The 14877-nt window shown below is 57.5% G+C and carries 23 protein-coding genes and 1 pseudogene; 18 read left to right on the plus strand and 6 right to left on the minus strand.

Annotation, left to right across the window (positions count from 1 at the left end; genetic code table 11):
- Positions 1 to 891 (minus strand): hypothetical protein (locus tag HX899_RS00980; protein WP_181291453.1); only part of this gene is annotated, 891 nt, incomplete at its 3' end.
- Entirely contained in the window at positions 888 to 2297 is a 1410-nt protein-coding gene (locus HX899_RS00985) for a hypothetical protein (RefSeq protein WP_181291454.1), read from the minus strand. The genes HX899_RS00985 and HX899_RS00980, both read right to left, overlap by 4 nt.
- Before the next feature lie 327 nt (positions 2298 to 2624).
- Here HX899_RS00985 and HX899_RS00990 point away from each other — a divergent pair, with 327 nt between their 5' ends.
- Genes HX899_RS00990 through HX899_RS01000 form a run of 3 tightly spaced genes read left to right on the plus strand, consistent with a single transcriptional unit; the run spans position 2625 to position 3540 of the window.
- The gene (locus HX899_RS00990; RefSeq protein WP_181291455.1) at positions 2625 to 2825 is read left to right on the plus strand and encodes a hypothetical protein; all 201 of its coding nucleotides are present in this window, start codon (positions 2625 to 2627) and stop codon (positions 2823 to 2825) included.
- Positions 2826 to 2827: 2 nt separating this feature from the next.
- The gene (locus tag HX899_RS00995) at positions 2828 to 3262 is read left to right on the plus strand and encodes a hypothetical protein (protein WP_181291456.1); all 435 of its coding nucleotides are present in this window, start codon (positions 2828 to 2830) and stop codon (positions 3260 to 3262) included.
- On the plus strand, positions 3259 to 3540 hold the full coding sequence (locus HX899_RS01000) for a hypothetical protein (RefSeq protein ID WP_181291457.1): 282 nt from the start codon (positions 3259 to 3261) through the stop codon (positions 3538 to 3540). The genes HX899_RS00995 and HX899_RS01000 overlap by 4 nt, the downstream gene beginning before the upstream one ends.
- A 594-nt stretch (positions 3541 to 4134) precedes the next feature.
- On the opposite strand, the pseudogene ligD reads toward HX899_RS01000, so the two are convergent.
- Positions 4135 to 5213 (minus strand): annotated as a pseudogene (ligD, locus tag HX899_RS01005) (non-homologous end-joining DNA ligase).
- Between the two features lie 150 nt (positions 5214 to 5363).
- Between ligD and HX899_RS01010 the strand changes: the two are divergent.
- The gene (locus HX899_RS01010; RefSeq protein WP_181291458.1) at positions 5364 to 5675 is read left to right on the plus strand and encodes a hypothetical protein; all 312 of its coding nucleotides are present in this window, start codon (positions 5364 to 5366) and stop codon (positions 5673 to 5675) included.
- Complete coding sequence (locus HX899_RS01015) at positions 5672 to 6076, plus strand: type II toxin-antitoxin system death-on-curing family toxin (RefSeq protein WP_181291459.1); 405 nt, start codon at positions 5672 to 5674, stop codon at positions 6074 to 6076. Before HX899_RS01010 ends, HX899_RS01015 begins: the two co-directional genes overlap by 4 nt.
- Positions 6077 to 6177: 101 nt before the next feature.
- Here HX899_RS01015 and HX899_RS01020 read toward each other — a convergent pair whose 3' ends face one another.
- The 3 genes from HX899_RS01020 to HX899_RS01030 are packed head-to-tail and all read right to left on the minus strand — an operon-like array spanning position 6178 to position 6849.
- Positions 6178 to 6414: a hypothetical protein gene (locus tag HX899_RS01020; protein ID WP_181291460.1), complete on the minus strand. Its 237-nt coding sequence runs from the start codon at positions 6412 to 6414 to the stop codon at positions 6178 to 6180.
- Positions 6407 to 6607 carry a hypothetical protein gene (locus tag HX899_RS01025; protein ID WP_181291461.1) on the minus strand — a complete coding sequence of 67 codons (201 nt, stop codon included), beginning with the start codon at positions 6605 to 6607 and terminating at the stop codon, positions 6407 to 6409. The genes HX899_RS01020 and HX899_RS01025 overlap by 8 nt, the downstream gene beginning before the upstream one ends.
- A 26-nt stretch (positions 6608 to 6633) precedes the next feature.
- Positions 6634 to 6849, minus strand: coding sequence for a hypothetical protein (locus tag HX899_RS01030; protein ID WP_210273683.1), 216 nt, complete (start codon positions 6847 to 6849; stop codon positions 6634 to 6636).
- Positions 6850 to 7134: 285 nt separating this feature from the next.
- Here HX899_RS01030 and HX899_RS01035 point away from each other — a divergent pair, with 285 nt between their 5' ends.
- The 13 genes from HX899_RS01035 (at position 7135) to HX899_RS01095 (ending at position 14843) form a co-directional block, all read left to right on the plus strand.
- Positions 7135 to 7440: a hypothetical protein gene (locus HX899_RS01035; protein WP_181291463.1), complete on the plus strand. Its 306-nt coding sequence runs from the start codon at positions 7135 to 7137 to the stop codon at positions 7438 to 7440.
- A 14-nt stretch (positions 7441 to 7454) separates the two neighbouring features.
- Positions 7455 to 7757 carry a hypothetical protein gene (locus HX899_RS01040; RefSeq protein WP_130801416.1) on the plus strand — a complete coding sequence of 101 codons (303 nt, stop codon included), beginning with the start codon at positions 7455 to 7457 and terminating at the stop codon, positions 7755 to 7757.
- Between the two features lie 11 nt (positions 7758 to 7768).
- A complete protein-coding gene (locus HX899_RS01045; protein WP_181291464.1) occupies positions 7769 to 8152 on the plus strand; it encodes a hypothetical protein in 384 nt (127 codons plus the stop codon).
- On the plus strand, positions 8152 to 8484 hold the full coding sequence (locus tag HX899_RS01050) for a hypothetical protein (RefSeq protein WP_181291465.1): 333 nt from the start codon (positions 8152 to 8154) through the stop codon (positions 8482 to 8484). The genes HX899_RS01045 and HX899_RS01050 overlap by 1 nt, the downstream gene beginning before the upstream one ends.
- 681 nt (positions 8485 to 9165) lie before the next feature.
- Positions 9166 to 9579, plus strand: coding sequence for a hypothetical protein (locus tag HX899_RS01055; protein ID WP_181291466.1), 414 nt, complete (start codon positions 9166 to 9168; stop codon positions 9577 to 9579).
- Positions 9580 to 9657: 78 nt separating this feature from the next.
- A complete protein-coding gene (locus HX899_RS01060; protein WP_181291467.1) occupies positions 9658 to 9879 on the plus strand; it encodes a hypothetical protein in 222 nt (73 codons plus the stop codon).
- Between the two features lie 47 nt (positions 9880 to 9926).
- Positions 9927 to 10433: a hypothetical protein gene (locus HX899_RS01065; protein WP_181291468.1), complete on the plus strand. Its 507-nt coding sequence runs from the start codon at positions 9927 to 9929 to the stop codon at positions 10431 to 10433.
- 257 nt (positions 10434 to 10690) lie between these two features.
- Entirely contained in the window at positions 10691 to 11488 is a 798-nt protein-coding gene (locus tag HX899_RS01070) for a hypothetical protein (protein WP_181291469.1), read from the plus strand.
- 74 nt (positions 11489 to 11562) lie between these two features.
- A complete protein-coding gene (locus HX899_RS01075; RefSeq protein ID WP_181291470.1) occupies positions 11563 to 11958 on the plus strand; it encodes a hypothetical protein in 396 nt (131 codons plus the stop codon).
- A gap of 342 nt (positions 11959 to 12300) precedes the next feature.
- Complete coding sequence (locus HX899_RS01080) at positions 12301 to 12915, plus strand: hypothetical protein (protein ID WP_181291471.1); 615 nt, start codon at positions 12301 to 12303, stop codon at positions 12913 to 12915.
- A gap of 56 nt (positions 12916 to 12971) precedes the next feature.
- Positions 12972 to 13427 carry a hypothetical protein gene (locus HX899_RS01085; RefSeq protein ID WP_181291472.1) on the plus strand — a complete coding sequence of 152 codons (456 nt, stop codon included), beginning with the start codon at positions 12972 to 12974 and terminating at the stop codon, positions 13425 to 13427.
- Between the two features lie 163 nt (positions 13428 to 13590).
- Positions 13591 to 13983 carry a helix-turn-helix domain-containing protein gene (locus HX899_RS01090; RefSeq protein ID WP_181291473.1) on the plus strand — a complete coding sequence of 131 codons (393 nt, stop codon included), beginning with the start codon at positions 13591 to 13593 and terminating at the stop codon, positions 13981 to 13983.
- Positions 13984 to 14108: 125 nt separating this feature from the next.
- Positions 14109 to 14843 carry a hypothetical protein gene (locus tag HX899_RS01095; RefSeq protein ID WP_181291474.1) on the plus strand — a complete coding sequence of 245 codons (735 nt, stop codon included), beginning with the start codon at positions 14109 to 14111 and terminating at the stop codon, positions 14841 to 14843.
- Positions 14844 to 14877: the final 34 nt, after the last annotated feature.

Raw genomic sequence — 14877 nt, forward strand, 5'->3', positions numbered from 1 at the left:
CAATGATTGTCCGGTTGTCCGCCCCTGAACCACTTCGTCTTCCCTGTCTGCATAGAACGGGAACAACAGTCGATGGAACCGTCGGCCGCAAGCCACGCCTCCCATTCCGACGCCGTCCTCGCTTCCGCACACCTCGTGGTAGGAAAGAGAGGACAACGGAAGGATTTGCGACGCTGTCGTGTCGACCGAAAGGAGGATTTTCGCCACCGAGTCGAGTATGTCGAGGCTCTCGACTTGCGCTCCGACATTGGCCACCGTGTTTTCGAGGAAGCTGCCGAGGCTCGCATCCTTGCACGCTTCGGGGCGTTCAAGATAGATGATGATCGAGCGCTCGTCCGGCCATGGGCGAGCATCTTGGACTTCCGACGCCAGCAGGAGAGCGTGAGCCGCTGCGCCCAGCTCTCCTATCGCCTCCTCGACCGTGACAAGGCGTGCGACCTGCCCTTTTAAGGTGGACAAATGGTTGAAGGTCTTCGCACTCCAATCCCCGCTGGGCGACAAAAGTCTGCGAACAGCCTCGTAATCGTCGCCGCTGCTTGGATGCTGAGGAGTTGGAGGCGCTTCCGCCCTTTCTGAAGGCACCGCGCGTCCGATCGAAGCCGTCGCTGTATTCAACATCTCGAGGAGATCGGGGTCAGGCAGGCCAATGGTTATGTGTATGACCCGGCCGTTGGAGAAGGCCAGAACCCTGTTGGTCGCCTCAAGACACCTGAGTGTCGCCCTTTCCGCAGGGGACATGATAATAGTGTCCATCGCCGCTCGCTGGATAACCTGAACTCGAACTTCCGGGAGCGTGGCTGGTCGGTCGCGCACTGCGTCGATCGCCAGAGCGCTTGTCGCTGCGTCGGCTATGGTGAAAAATACGGCTACAAACAGGGGCAACTTATTCATGCCCCGGCCCTCCGCATCAACTCGTCCATGCGGCTGGAGTCGTCCTTGTTTGCCCGATCATGAACCAGCGCGCGGGAAGTCCATGACTGCTTCAGCCAATCATGCAGTTCGAGGTTGAGTTGGTCGCGGTCTGCCGCAAATCGCGCGCTGTCCATGTCGACAAGCGCGCTCAACTCATCGCGCTGGTTGGTTTTTGCCGCCAGCTGGCTTTGGAGCACGCGGAGCCGATCCGGGATTCCCCAAAACTCGCGCCCTGCATCCGCGATGGCGCGCTGCCGATTGCCTATGGTCTCGGTGGCCGCACCGATTCTGTTCCTGATATCGCTCACAAAACCGGGGTGCTGGGTGCAGGTCCGATATGTGGCACCAAGAGGGCATTTCTCCGCTGAAAGCCTCGCGATCTCGCGTTCCTGTTCGCGGATTGTGCCGTTCCACGATGACATGTCGCTCTCGAGGCGCGCCTTGCGCTCCTGCAGGCTTACGATTTGACCATCCAATTCGTTGATGTCCAGATCAAGCGCGTCTAGGTCGACCCTCATTCTCCTAATCCGATCATCCTCTGCGTCGAGTTCCGTTTGACGCTGATCGAGCTCTTCCTTGAGAAGTCGCAGGCGGTCCGCTTCCGCCTGAATCTTGAACGCTTCTTCGGCAAGCGCGTTCCGCAGTCCGGCAGCCGCGGAGCGGAGTTCTCCGCGTCGCTGGCCCATCGAGCGATTGAGATCGTCCAGCCGGAGGCCGACCGTTGCCGAAGCGGAGCTTATTACCGGAGCATAGTACAACTCGATGCTGATCTGGGGGAACGCCCATGCCTTCGCCCATTCATAGTTGGGCACCATAGTGGATACCTCGCCAAACAACCGCGCAACATCTGAGAGCAGCCTCAGGAGCTGGGAAAGCTGGGCGAGTTGCGTGGTCAGCAGAGAGAGAGCCTCCTTTCTCTCGATCAGTTCGACACAAGCATCGGTGAACGCCTGCACCTGAGCTGAATTCTGATTTCTTGCCCCATCCCAGTCTGCAGAGAGGGGCTGCATCACGGGAAGAGGGCTCTCATAGGGCGGTATCTCGATGGCATTCGAAGCCGCTCGGATGGCTTCGGCTCTAGCGATCAGATCGTCGTCATCGGCTCCTCCCGGAACTGGGCTCGCGGCGACCCCGGTATTCACAATATAGGGAAGTTCCAGTGCCCAAAAGCCCCAGTCGATCATATCCGACGTCTTGTCGAACAGATCGTGGATGCGCTCAAGTAGTTGCAGGAACTTTATTGTTCTGTTCGGAGGTGCTTCCGCGGCCGCGGCACCCGACAGCATGCCGCCCAAAGCAAACTCAGCAAACGCTGTAAACCCCCTCGGATACCCGGCAAGTAGACTGTGCGCCGAGACGGAGGTCAGAAAGGAACGACGGTTCAAATGCGGCCCTCCCCGAGAAAGCTTACTTGGCGGCAAGAGAATGCCACTACTTTCCATCCGCTAAGCGGCGATCGCAATTCAAGATGAGACTATATCAGTTTCATCGTGTCATGGTAGAGTAGATGTGCGCCCAGCCTCCCACAGCGCATTGAAGATCGTAGCCACCCCGCAGCCCTTGCCCTTGCGCCGTCGGCCACCCTCGCGGATCAGGATCGCAAGGACGATGCCTTTGACGGCTCTTGGACTACGAGTTGTCCGGGGCCGTACCAGTGCAGCCTCGAAATCTTCGACAGGCCGCGGATCGGGAAGCGGTTCGCTGCGTTCATCGTGGCAACGAACGACCCCGACGCCGACCCGGTTTGCTCGTATGTGTTTCCCGTCACCACCAAGGACGGCCAGCTCATCACGGCGACCCGCGATTTCGTCTTGAAGATTGCTCTTGTCGATAGCGGCCTCTACGTCGATGGTATCCCCGACAGGCTTTGTGGGGTGAGGCTTGACGGCCATTATCGGGAGCTTGGAGACTGACGATGAAACCCATCTATCTGGATTGGTCGGATGCTGAAGGCGTTTCCTTCAATCTGCGCACGAGCGGCTTGTGGCCGTTCGAAGTGCAGGAGATCAGTGCGGCTTTCGTGTCGGCGGGATATGTCGTCCATGGGGTTTCCCACTTCGTGAGCACGACGCAGCCGAATCCGGGCGGGCCGCATACAATCACCGACGCGCTCGAGGCAATCGGGTACAAGGTCGAGCATCAGGGGGAGGCGGCCGAGGCCGTCGCCCGCGAGCGCCGTCGGCAGGTATTTGAAGCCGTCGATAAGATCGAGCCATTCGCAGCGATCCAACCCACGGAGGAAGTTGCCGCAATCCGCGCCAAGTGGATCGCGGGTGAGATCAGCGACGAGGAAGCCATTGCGTCAGTCCAAGCCATGCTGGACGAATTCGATGGGAGGAAGTCCCATTGAACGTCGTAGAAATGTCATGGAGACAACTCGGAAGCAGCTACGGCCTCACGATTTCATGGCCCGTCGAGATCGAACCGTCAAAGCAGGCCGAAATCGAGCAGGCTGTCCATGCCCATGGCTTCGTCTCCGAGGGCGACGATCGATGGATGGCTCCGCTCGATCCCAATGCGCCCCTCGCCATGTGGGAAGCCGTCGGGCAACTCTATGCAGTCAGCACCACCACAGCCAGAGTGCCGCCGTCGCTTCTCATGATCGCGGCCGACCTGCAATTTGTCTGACGAAAAAAATATCGATTGCCGCCGGCAGGGCCGATGAGCACACTTTGGAGGTGGGTAGGGTTTTCGGTTTCTCCCAGACCCACATTTTCCGTCTCGCGCCCCCATCTGCGCGAAGGCGACGAAAGCCCGCTCTGTCTTGATCTCCGGAGCGGGCTTTATTGTGCGCTCTCTCAACGTTTGAATGCTCGGTAAGCGAACTTGGCGATCCCGCTTAAAACCCACCAAAGGAGTCGGAAGGCCAAACCAACCGTCCAAACAATGAGGGACAACAGAAGATCGCTTTGGTCGTTGGCCCTCTGTTTCCTTGGACCTCGCGACCGGCTATCGTTGACTTCGGACCATCCCTGACCGGAGTTAAACGTCTGGCGAGTGCTGCCATCAGAACGGGAGGTAATGGTGGTATTCCCCTGCTTCACGGTCGTGGACTGGATTGATCCATCGCGCCGCAAATTTTGATAGACGCCGTCCCCAACCCTTTGACGTTTGCGGTGGTAGACCTTCACCATCTGCGTTGCCCCTGCCGTTGATGGCGCGAATATCGCTAAGATTCTTGTGCGCTGCAAGGGGTTACGACTACCAGGATATCCCAAATTCTTATGATCGTTCGGGCAACTTCGTTAGCTCGAAGCTGTCCAAATCAAAGATGATCGCATCGTCTTGCTGTTCCCGCAGCCTCTTATAGCTGGACTGCCTTAGCTTGCCGTCACCAGTCCATCCACGATAGGCGATCTCGGCAATGAGTGTCGGCTGCTGCCATACCACCTGGCGCTTGCCAGAGTAGGGGACGGGTGGCGATTTCCTCTTCCACGGAATCTTCTCCATCATCTTGCGCAGCGCGCTCGCCTCGCGCTCATTGAAGCCCGTACCGACACTGCCGACATACACGAGCTGCCCGGCCTTGCGAGCAGCGAGCAGGAGCGACCCAAAGCCGCCGAATGCACCGGCCGATGGCTCGTAGCCGACGATGACAAAGGCATCCGACGCCACGCATTTGATTTTCAGCCAGTCCCCGAGGCGGCCGGATCGGTAAGTCGAATTCCGGTCTTTGGCGATTATACCTTCCAGACCGTGAGCGCAGGCGGCTTCGAAGAACTCGTCCGGATCGCCGTCAAAATCTTCCGAAAATCGAATGATCGGATCGCCCACGGGGATCAGAGCCTCGAGCAGATGGCGACGTGTGGACAGCTCGGTATTCCGGAGGTCATGGCCGTCCAGGTAGAGCAGGTCAAAGGCGACAAAGGCGGCTTCGCCGGCAACCCGTTTTCCCCGTGGTCCCCCAAGCGATTTCTGGAGCAAGTTGAAGTCGGATCGCCCTTGATCGTCGAAGCACACGACTTCCCCGTCGAGGATTGCGGACCCGACATTCAGGCGACGGACGCCCTCTCGACGGTCGGGAAACGCCGGGTCCAGTCGTGCCCGTTCCTCGTCAGGATACCAATGCCGGATTGATCAATGTGGATCGCGCCGCGCCATCCATCCCACTTGATCTCGTAGCTCCACTTGGGACCCTTTGGCGGTTTGGCCGTCAGAAGAGCGAGACAGGGTTCCACGCGGGAGGGCATAGGATCGAGCAGTAGACGCGGCTGCGCCGGATCGCGCGGCTTTCTCGGCCGGGATCGCGCAGGCGTTGCGATGTCAGACAGGAGGGGCTTGGGAGTCGTGGGTCGGGCCATGGCACTGCGCTACTCGATACAAGCTTCGCCGAATATAAGCCGGGAGTGGACGGATTCCGAATCCGGTATTAGTAGCGAGCGTCGATCAAGCCGCCCTGTTGGCAATCAGTGCGATCCTAGCCTATATTCAGGGTATCCATGGAGTAGACGATGGCGAAGAAGAAGCCCGACGAAAAGACTGGTCGCTTTGAAATCCCCGGCGGGAGAGATTCCCATACCGGACGGTTCGTCACGCTTCAAGTCGAGCGCGTTCCGAAGGGCATCGTCAAGGAGACCATTGACACCAAGAGAGAAGGCGTCGCCTTCAGCTACGCAGGAGCGCTCGCTGAAACGCCTACCGGGCTGACCAAAATTCGGGAGCCTAAGATATCTCAGCCTGTTCAGAGCGAGTTCGATATCGACAAGTTTGCCGACGAGCTCCTCGAAACGGACAGCGTAATCTTGGACATCCTCGCTAAGTGACGATTGAGCCTGTCTGGGTGACCGCCGACGAGGTGATCCGGCTTAACGAGCGAATGGTCGCAGCTACGGGCGAAAATCACCTTCTTCGGGACCAGGCGGCTCTCGAAGGTGCCCTCAACCGCCCACAAGCCTACTTTCATTATGACGATGTCTTCGAGGTCCACATCCTCGCGGCATATCTCGTGCTCGCCATAGGGAAGGCCCATGCTTTCGAGCAGGGCAACAAGAGAACAGCGTGGGCCGCTGCTCGCGCATTCCTCCGCAAGAACGGCTACCGCTACGTAGAGGCGGATGTCTCCCAACAGGTCATCGGTCACGCGATCTACGACTTGATTGCCGATGAGAAGACGATCGACGACTTCATCGTCCTGCTCGACAAGTGCATCGAGACCTTAGGCTAAGTGATCCGCTATGTGCGGATCGTCGTCGGCCATGACGTCCGCCAAATGAGAAACCCGCCGTCGTTGGGCGGGCTTTCGTATCGTGGGGTTCTTCGTTTCCCTTACATCCGGGCCAGATAGTCGTCGCACCAACTGTCCTGCCAGCCCAGCGGGGTCGACCAACGTTCCCACGTCGTCATGCCCCTGTAGGTCTTGCAGGACGTCTTGAAGGTGCGATCCTGCACTTCCACGACGGCCCGCTGCTGCAAGTCGTGCATGAAGTAGCCGCCCGCGAGGACAGGAGTTGCGAAGACAGCGAAGAAGCCGAGAACGACGGCACTGGATGCATTGTCAGACATTGCTTTCTCCTTCAGCGTAGGCATCGAGAAGGGCCAAGGCCTCTTCCGCAGGCAAGTCGTGGGTGACGGTGGCATTGGCAAGGCGATCTGCGAACGCAGCAGCCGCCAACGCTTCCATGCGGGCGTCCTGCGCCTCGAAACGAGGGCGGAAGCGCTCTTGGATCGCCTTGATGTTGTCAGGCAGTTCGGACATTCGACGGCTCCTTGAATTTGGCCGCCTTAGATGCGGTCCAGGTAGTCTTTGCACCAGCTGATGCTGCTGACGCGATCATCGGTCCAACGCTCCCAGGTCGACGCCTGCTTGTAGACAGGGCATTCCTCCCGGAAGTTTCGCTCGGCGTATGCGTTGCGCATCGACTTGTTGTAGTTCAGCTGCCACAGGACACCGCCTGCAACCGACGCGGAGATCGGATTGCAAATCAGGAAGGCTACCATCACTAGCGCTCTCATCGTTCTTCCTTCCTTTCGCTCCGCAATCCATCGGGATTAGGGAGGGCAAATGCCTATAAAATGGCGTTCACCATGCCGGGCTCGATTCAACCGAGCAAGCAATTTCCTCAAAGACAGATTCAATTTTATCGAGTATTTGCGATTTCGGTTAACGGAAAGCTTATTTGTGTTTTTTACCAGCCACTTAGCAGGTCTGGCTACGTAAAAACACGTTGACAAAGTAACCCCTTGGGTCCTATTTTATAGGGAGTTGAGAAGCGGGGTTTTAGTATGCAGTCGACCGTTCTTGAGATCATCATGTATCGCACTCGGGAAGGCTCTTTCGAGTTCCGTGCGATCATTGACGGGAAGCAGCTTGAGAACGTCACGGAAAACCCGGATGCTAACGCCATTGTGATGACTGCAAAGCAGTTCGGTGGCTTCAACTACAACAAAGATCGCAGGGCATTTGAAACGCAGTCTGAAACGACTGGCGCAGAGCCTTTGCAATTGCTTCGTGCATTCGAACGACAGGGATATGCCATCATCATGAAAGGCAGCCTTGAACACATCGACGACATCCAGAGCGCAGCTTGAGAGAGGCCAATCACATGGACAACGTAATCAACCTGGCAGACCAGCCAGAGGCACAAGAGGTTCTGCCAATGGACGACCGCACGAAATACGCGGCATTGATGAAAGACTGCCGCGATGCTCGATACAAGCTCGCCATGGCGTTCTCCGCCTTCGCCCTTTTCCTTGATGAATACCAAGGTGGAGTGCTCGAAGAAGACGTCCCCCTATATCGCGCTGCCAGTGGCTTCTGTGATGCGATCGAAATCATCAGTGCAAGCGTCAAAGCGTTCGACGCAGCCGAAGACCGCATCTTCGCGTCCACCGCTTCCGAAGCCTGACAGGAGACGACATGAGCAACGTCATCAACTTCGCAGATCGTAAGGCAGCCCGGACGGAGAGCGCACCGAGCCATAAGAACATCAACGTGGCGACGGAGATCGAGTGCGTGCTGAACAGTCTCCGTAGCTCGATGCAAGACGTTCTCCTCCTTGCTAACGAGCTCCATGGCTTCACGGTCATGCAGGGCGGCAATATGCATCCCGAGACCTTCCGCCTTCTGATGCGTGCCAACGAGCGCCTGATGAAGGCGAGCGGACATCTTCAAGGCACTGCCAGTGAGCTTGATAACGCGAGCTTCAACGAGAACGGCGAGATGTTCGACAGCTTCGTCGTGGAGCTGCCCATCGATACTTCCGAGTGGTATTCCGACATCCCTACGCCGGAGCCTGCATGATGACCGAGAACATCATCGACATGGAAAACTGGAAGCGTGGAGAGAAGGAGCTTGCCCGACTAGATCGAGGCGAGCTTTCTGCGTTGCTTACCCAACAGGCCGATCGGCTGACGCAGCTCCTAGACAAGGCCAAGGAGGCGCATGGACGCTTGGAGGCTATCAGAGCCGCATTGGATGCCAGACACGCTCTGACGGCCGAGCAGGGGCATGTTTTCGGCCTATTTGCTGCTCCCCTACATACTCACCTTGTCGGCGCTCATGACTACGCCTGGAATCTTATGATGTTCGGGCGTGAACTCTCCAAAAAACAGGTCGACGGTTCGAGTGACTAGCCTTGGTTCGGACGCAGGTTCCCATTCTGAGAACTTTGTGTCCCTATTACCATCCACCTGCACTAGGTCCGCTCGTCGGGGCCTTTCTAATTAGGTTAGACCAATAAGGGGTCTCTCATTGGCGAGGCCTAGTCCGGAGCAGGGCCCTACAGATCGCCCTTCGGGCTTATCTTTCGTGTCCTGTCTCCGGTTGCGGTAGCATTGGGTCGCTCCGTCAGCATCAAGGGATCGCTTCGCTCCGTCCTCGCCATGCTCGCCATGCTCGGCGCTTCGCACCTGTGCGTGGCTCTGGGCGGCCCTTGACCCTGCCTCCACTCGGCGCGGCCCATGCTCGGGATTTTGGTGTCCTGGAGTTTCCTTCGTTCGGCTGAAGCCTCACAATTTCGGAGCCAGACCCGAAAGCTCGGCTCGTTCCGTATTGTCAACACTCAATCGGAGGGGCCGAGGTCGATCCGGCGTTGCCCACGTCTGGATTTCCTCGATCGACGACCGCCTGGGCGACCGAAAGAAAAGTTTGTTTACAGACTTAGATTTGGCGCGGGAAATTCCTTTAAGTCTTTGATTACACAAGTTTGTTGACCATTTTTTTATTGCCGCCGACAAGTCCCCGTGAGAAGATAAAACAGTTAAGGAGATCAACGACTTAACTGCCCAGAAAACAAAATAACCGGGGAAGAAATCATGACCAAGAAGCTAACCATCTCCATCTGCAAGCAGATCGCCAAGCTGTCCTTCAAGATCGAAGAACTCAAGGACGACGGCGTTGCCAATGAGATCAGCGCACTGGAGGACAAGATCGGTGACATCGAGTCCGACCTGGAGTCCGCGATCGACGAACTCAACGACAGCCGAGACGAAGCGCTCGACGAGGACGGGCTGACCGAGGCCGCCAAGGAGAAGATCATGAAGGCGTTCGATACCAAGATCGAGAAAGCCAAGGAGGCAGCCGATCGGAAGATCGAGAAAATCCGGGACGAGATCGACAAGGCCGAAGAGCTCCAGTCCTACCTTGACGACACCATGGCCGCCCTGATGTCCACAGCCGAGGAACTAGCGGGCAACATGGAATACGAGTTCGACGCCTACGCCGCGTGAGCCGACCAACACCGGGGAGGACAACAAGCCCTCCCCAACTACTGCCGACAATCAAAAAATCCGGAGAGGAACCACCCGATGAAAACCCACGAAGAGAAGATAAACGAGATAGTCGCCGCCCTTGAGGGCTTCCCCGTGAACACGATCAAAGGGCTCATTCGCAGCGCCCGCGCCGATAAAGGCACCCGAGCTGCCTACGAGTTGGCAGCAGCATGGCGAGTGCTGGACACATTGGTGACCGAGGACGAAGCCGAAGCGTTCTTGGGAAAACTGGAGGCCGAGAGCCGGCGAGCCGCCTAATTGTCAACACTCAATCTGAAAACCACAACACCAGAGAGGAATTCCCCATGACAACCGAAGCCCGCATCATCATTCGCTCGACAGCCGATGGCACCATTTCCCAAAGCTACGAGTTCTCCGCCATCAATCTCTGCGAGGCATCGATCCGCGCGGCCCTGCTCAACTTCTCGGAAGTCCTGGTATGGATCGACGGCAAACCGGTCCGGACGATCTCCTTTACCGAGCGGGCCGCCCTCGCGCTCAAAGACCGCGCTACCGCCTATGAAATCCGCGACGAGATCAACGCCTTCGTTTCCAAACTTGTTGACGGCAAGGAATATCTGGAATCCCGTTGGCAGACGATGACCGCTACACAGCGCGAGGGCGCAAAGGCCGAATGGATTATTCCAGGCATTCGCGGCGGAAGCATCTTTGCAATCCTTAGCCGCCTTAGCGGAACATGGCGGCTCGTTTCGATAGTACAGCTTGCCAACATTTTTGAAGGCAACGAACTTCCTTCCCTTGGAATGCGCCCATGGGGCCTGCCCTCCACGAAGGAGGCTAGGGTAGCTTGAGGGTACTAGAAGGGAAATCAGTTGACAGACCCCGCCACCGAGCGGGGTTTTTCTTTGTCGGCCGACCGCCAGGACGACCCCAAACAAAAGTTTGTTTACATCTCTCGAACTGGTGCGGGATATTCCTTTAAGTATCTGATTTGTCAATATATTTTAACATTTTTTTGTAGACGCCGATCAGGCCATATGGGACACTAAGAACAGTTAAGGAGATCAACGACTTAACTGCGAAACAAGAAAACATTGGGGATGAAACCATGGAAACTCAGATCAAGAACATCGACCTCGCAGCCCTCGCAGCCACGGCATTTGCCAAGCTAACGGGCATCCACAAGGACCTTGCCGAGCTTGCAGACATCTCTGCCGCAGTCTTTGAGAGCATCAACGACGAGTATCGCAATCACGAAAGCGGAAAGGGCCGTCCATACTGCGTCATCAGCGGTGACTACTGGCTCGCTCGGGCTATCGCTCGCGGAGTGAAGGACGTTCGCGATGAGATCGTCAATCCGAATTTCTCCGCCTCTGGCGCTGTCTATGAAATTGCCGATAGGACCGTGAAGCGGGAAGAGGAATACAAACGCGCCGAGGAAGAAACTATCCGCGAGGCTCGGATCGCCGCGATCCACGCCGCAGCTGCGGCGCGGAATGAAAACGCCGAGATTGCCGAAACCGCTGATCGAATTGTGTCCGACTTCCTCAAGATCAGCAGCCACACCGAGGCATGCGGAAAGGGCAAGCGCAAAGAGTTCTTCGCAACCCTGGTCTTCCTTTTCGACGGAAACGTCTACGAGGTGGAATCCAAGTTCGACAAGGACACCCACGAATTCACGGGCCGTGATTTCACTAACGGCCGTCAGGGGTATGAGGTCAAGGATCGCCGCGTAATGGAAAACAGCTTCCTCTTCAAAGCGGAGATGACCGTCGAGGAAATCGGCAAGGCAGCCCACGCGCTCGACTGCATCCGCGCCGCCCTGCGCGAACAAGCTGGCCCGATTGTCGTCGCAGCGATCGAGGACGCTTCCGAGGAACCCGCCGCTCTCGAAGAAGCCGCCTAAGTCGCCAACTCCGGGAAGGGCATTGTCTCCCTCCCCTACTCCACAAAGAAATCAGAAGGGAACAGGTATCCAAAATGAAAATCAGCCTCACCGACAACAACCGGGATAAAGTCGAAACGGCATTCACCCAAGCGAACGGCAAAGCCCAGGCGAACACGCTGCGAGCTTTCGCAGCATACGAGGTCGCCAAGGAGGCCGAGCAGATGCTTGAGGCCCGCGGCATTCCAAAGAGCAGGCGAAAGGGAGCCGCGGCATTCTACTCGCCAAGCGGTCCCGCCCGCGCCTACAAATACACGATGACCACAACGTGTCTTCGCATCGAGCGAGGAGCCGAAGGTTGGCACCTTGTTGACGTGACCCGCGTCGGTATTCGTGCCGGACACAACGGAGGTACTCGTCTGATCGTGACCAAGCCGCAGGCCGAGATCATCACCAAGCGGGCTTTGGACGGACTAATCATCGCCGCATAAGGCCGGACGGCTTCGCCGCCGGCACATGCCCGGCGGCCCTTTCCTGCGGCGGTTGACGGCCGGGATCATTCCGAATTGTCAACACTCATTTTGCCGACCAGACCCCCCCGATGACGCGGGGTTTTTCTTTGCTTCCCTATCGGCCGACCGCCAGGGCGATCCTAAAGAAAAGTTTGTTTACAAAGCTCGATTGGGTGCGGCGGATTACTTCAAGTATCTGATGTTACAGGAGTTTCGGCAATTTTCTTGTTGCCGCCGATCGGCCCGCGTGAGATTCTAACAATAGGCAAGGGAGATCAAGAGCTTACCTGCCGCTAACAAGAAAACACGGGGAATAAAATCATGCAGCAGCATATCTCTATCGAAACCGCAAAATTCTGCGATGTCCACGGCTTCCACTATGTCACCTTCAGCCGCTTTCCTTCGACGCCGAAGGGCCTCGCCCTGGCTGTCGTCGCATCTGACCGGATGATGTCGATCGACGCCTACCAGCAGGCCCATTCCGACATTAACGTGATGTTCTACCTCGACGAGTTCGACGATGGAAAGAAGCTAGATGACGACAAGCTCTTCGAACTGATCGGCCGCCACAAGGCCGGGTTCTCGATCATCACCGACTGCAAGCGTGTTTTCGAGGACCGTGCGCAGCGCCGGGAGGACAAGATTCAGAGCATAATCCGCGCTGCTGTCGAAGACCTCATCAATGCGGGTTTCGCGCTCTCCGTCGACGATGGCCGCGCCGAAGGCAAGCGATCCCGTGAAGTTGAAGCAGTCCTGGAGCAGCTTGGACCTAATCTCTTCAACAGCGTGGATTGCCATGTCACGGCCTATCGCGACGACTTGGAGCCCGCAGTGTTCACGGTCGAAGACGACGGGACCGATAATCCGATCGGGGCCGCCTCGGTGTCGCTCTCTCCGTTCTTGAAGCGAGCCCATCAGATCGCCGTCGCCGCCTAAGCCGCCAACACCGGGGAGCGGCGCGAAGCCCTCCCCACCTCCACGGGAGCCGATCGATGACCGAACTCAACCTCGCCCAGCAGATGCTCATGGCCAAGAAGGGCGTGTCGACGTCGGACAGGGCAAAGATCAATGCCTACCTTAGCACCCTTCGGGGGCGCTCGCCTTACGACACATTCCCGAAGGCTGCCGATCACCTGGCTGTCATCGATCGAGACGGGGAAGGCGCAATGGAGCGAATGGGCATTCCGACCGCGTTGCGTGTCGGGGCAATCCTCGAAACGCGTTGCGGCGGCGGTGGCTACATGGGGTCTTTCGGTGTCCTTGCCATCTGGCGACGGACGGAAATCGACTGGCAGCTCGTGTCGGCCGAGCGTCAGAGATTCTTCGGCCGCCGGAATGGGGAAACGGGCTTCCTCACCCTCACTCCGGAACAGCTCGAATTTCGAAATGATCGGGCAGCCCGCAAGGCTTACGCCGACCACGTCCGCCGCTTCGGAGAAAACGACTGATACGAATTCCGAACTACCGATTGGATTCCACACGCGGCCCGCCTTCGGCGGGCTTTTGCATGCCCTCCGGGACTAGGGCAGCAGATGAAATGCCTGGCAGGCGCAGGCAATGTTATGTATCATATCTGAAACGTTAAGCGTCCTTTTGTATCAGGTATGATCCATGACCACTAAAGTGAAGACGACCAAGGGCGGCGCTGTGGTCCATCTGCAGGTCGAACGGGTTCTCCAGAAGATCGGTGCTGACATCTCCCTCGCCCGTCGCGCTCGGCGCATGGCTGTCGATGACTTCGCAGGGCGGATCGGGGTATCTCGTACAACACTGCACCGACTGGAAAGCGGCGATCCGGGGATTTCCCTCAATACCTTCGTGATGGCCCTTCATGCCCTCGGCCGCCTGGACGCTCTCGCGCAGATCGCCGACCCCATCCATGATGCCGTTACCCTGTCGCAGATGATGCAGGAAGTCCCCAAGAGGATCGCCAAGCGGAAGGTAGCAAAAGCGGACTCGAGCGGCAGCACACAGGAGCCAAAGACCAAGTTCGTGGGCTTCTGAAAATTCTTTTGCTGACAGCTCCCCGCCCCGCCTTGCGATGTCAACTAAGTGTCTGAATAGGCCTGATTTTTTCCTTTGTTTCAAGTTCCGCCAACAAGCAGAATCTTGAAAACGGGAGATCAATCATGACAGCAGCAATGACAGCAAACAGCTACCAGCCGAAGAACAGATACTACGATCAGGCGGCGGAACGCATCCGCGCCAAGATGGCCGAACTGCAGAAGGCAGGGCCAAGCGCTTGGCTCGCCGGCGAAACTCGTGAGGCTCACCTAGCGAGGGTGGCGGCCGAGGCGAAAGCTGCGGCGACAGTACGTGAGTACCTGGCTCCGCAAACCGTCGGCAATAAGGTCGAAAAATACATGGAGGCCGTTGGCCGGAAGGCCTTCGCAGAAGTCGCCAATGCCCTCCCGAGGCATGTCCAATTGAAGTCAGTGGAGCCTAACGGCCAAAGCCTCGTCAAACATCCTCATCTCGGTTTTACGAAGTTCGGCACCTTTGATGTCACGAACAAGGATGGCTCGGTGACGACCTTCAATCTCTTTGCTGCCAATTTCAGAGCTGACCCGATCCAGAAGGACGGCCTCCAGATGTTCGACAGAATTCCCAAGCAGTTCGACGGCGTTAAGAACGAGGCGATGCTTTACGCCCATGCCATCAACAAGGCCACGGGCCTTCCTGACCAACGCTTCGCTGCCAACCCCGATCTTCCAAGTGTCGCCTTCCGTCTGGGAGACGTCAAAAAGGTAGCCGAGGCTTGCTGCCGTCTTGCTGGACCAGCTCCGGAACAACGGAATGCCATGTCGATGCAGCAGTCGGCCCCTCGTCCGAACCTGCAACAGAGAGGGCTGCGTTTTGGCTAACCCTTCGTCCCTACTCCAAGATGATCGTGTCCGC

The organism is Rhizobium sp. WYCCWR 11146, assembly GCF_013591995.1.
Taxonomy (GTDB): Bacteria; Pseudomonadota; Alphaproteobacteria; order Rhizobiales; family Rhizobiaceae; genus Rhizobium; species Rhizobium indicum.

Bases quoted from the DNA above. Each gene is read 5' to 3' on its own strand.
- HX899_RS00995 (WP_181291456.1), top strand. From the start codon at position 2,828: ATGAAACCCATCTATCTGGATTGGTCGGATGCTGAAGGCGTTTCCTTC.
- HX899_RS01010 (WP_181291458.1), top strand. From the start codon at position 5,364: ATGGCGAAGAAGAAGCCCGACGAAAAGACTGGTCGCTTTGAAATCCCC.
- HX899_RS01020 (WP_181291460.1), bottom strand. From the start codon at position 6,414: ATGTCTGACAATGCATCCAGTGCCGTCGTTCTCGGCTTCTTCGCTGTC.
- HX899_RS01025 (WP_181291461.1), bottom strand. From the start codon at position 6,607: ATGTCCGAACTGCCTGACAACATCAAGGCGATCCAAGAGCGCTTCCGC.
- HX899_RS01030 (WP_210273683.1), bottom strand. From the start codon at position 6,849: ATGGTAGCCTTCCTGATTTGCAATCCGATCTCCGCGTCGGTTGCAGGC.
- HX899_RS01035 (WP_181291463.1), top strand. From the start codon at position 7,135: ATGCAGTCGACCGTTCTTGAGATCATCATGTATCGCACTCGGGAAGGC.
- HX899_RS01040 (WP_130801416.1), top strand. From the start codon at position 7,455: ATGGACAACGTAATCAACCTGGCAGACCAGCCAGAGGCACAAGAGGTT.
- HX899_RS01045 (WP_181291464.1), top strand. From the start codon at position 7,769: ATGAGCAACGTCATCAACTTCGCAGATCGTAAGGCAGCCCGGACGGAG.
- HX899_RS01050 (WP_181291465.1), top strand. From the start codon at position 8,152: ATGACCGAGAACATCATCGACATGGAAAACTGGAAGCGTGGAGAGAAG.
- HX899_RS01055 (WP_181291466.1), top strand. From the start codon at position 9,166: ATGACCAAGAAGCTAACCATCTCCATCTGCAAGCAGATCGCCAAGCTG.
- HX899_RS01060 (WP_181291467.1), top strand. From the start codon at position 9,658: ATGAAAACCCACGAAGAGAAGATAAACGAGATAGTCGCCGCCCTTGAG.
- HX899_RS01065 (WP_181291468.1), top strand. From the start codon at position 9,927: ATGACAACCGAAGCCCGCATCATCATTCGCTCGACAGCCGATGGCACC.
- HX899_RS01070 (WP_181291469.1), top strand. From the start codon at position 10,691: ATGGAAACTCAGATCAAGAACATCGACCTCGCAGCCCTCGCAGCCACG.
- HX899_RS01075 (WP_181291470.1), top strand. From the start codon at position 11,563: ATGAAAATCAGCCTCACCGACAACAACCGGGATAAAGTCGAAACGGCA.
- HX899_RS01080 (WP_181291471.1), top strand. From the start codon at position 12,301: ATGCAGCAGCATATCTCTATCGAAACCGCAAAATTCTGCGATGTCCAC.
- HX899_RS01085 (WP_181291472.1), top strand. From the start codon at position 12,972: ATGACCGAACTCAACCTCGCCCAGCAGATGCTCATGGCCAAGAAGGGC.
- HX899_RS01090 (WP_181291473.1), top strand. From the start codon at position 13,591: ATGACCACTAAAGTGAAGACGACCAAGGGCGGCGCTGTGGTCCATCTG.
- HX899_RS01095 (WP_181291474.1), top strand. From the start codon at position 14,109: ATGACAGCAGCAATGACAGCAAACAGCTACCAGCCGAAGAACAGATAC.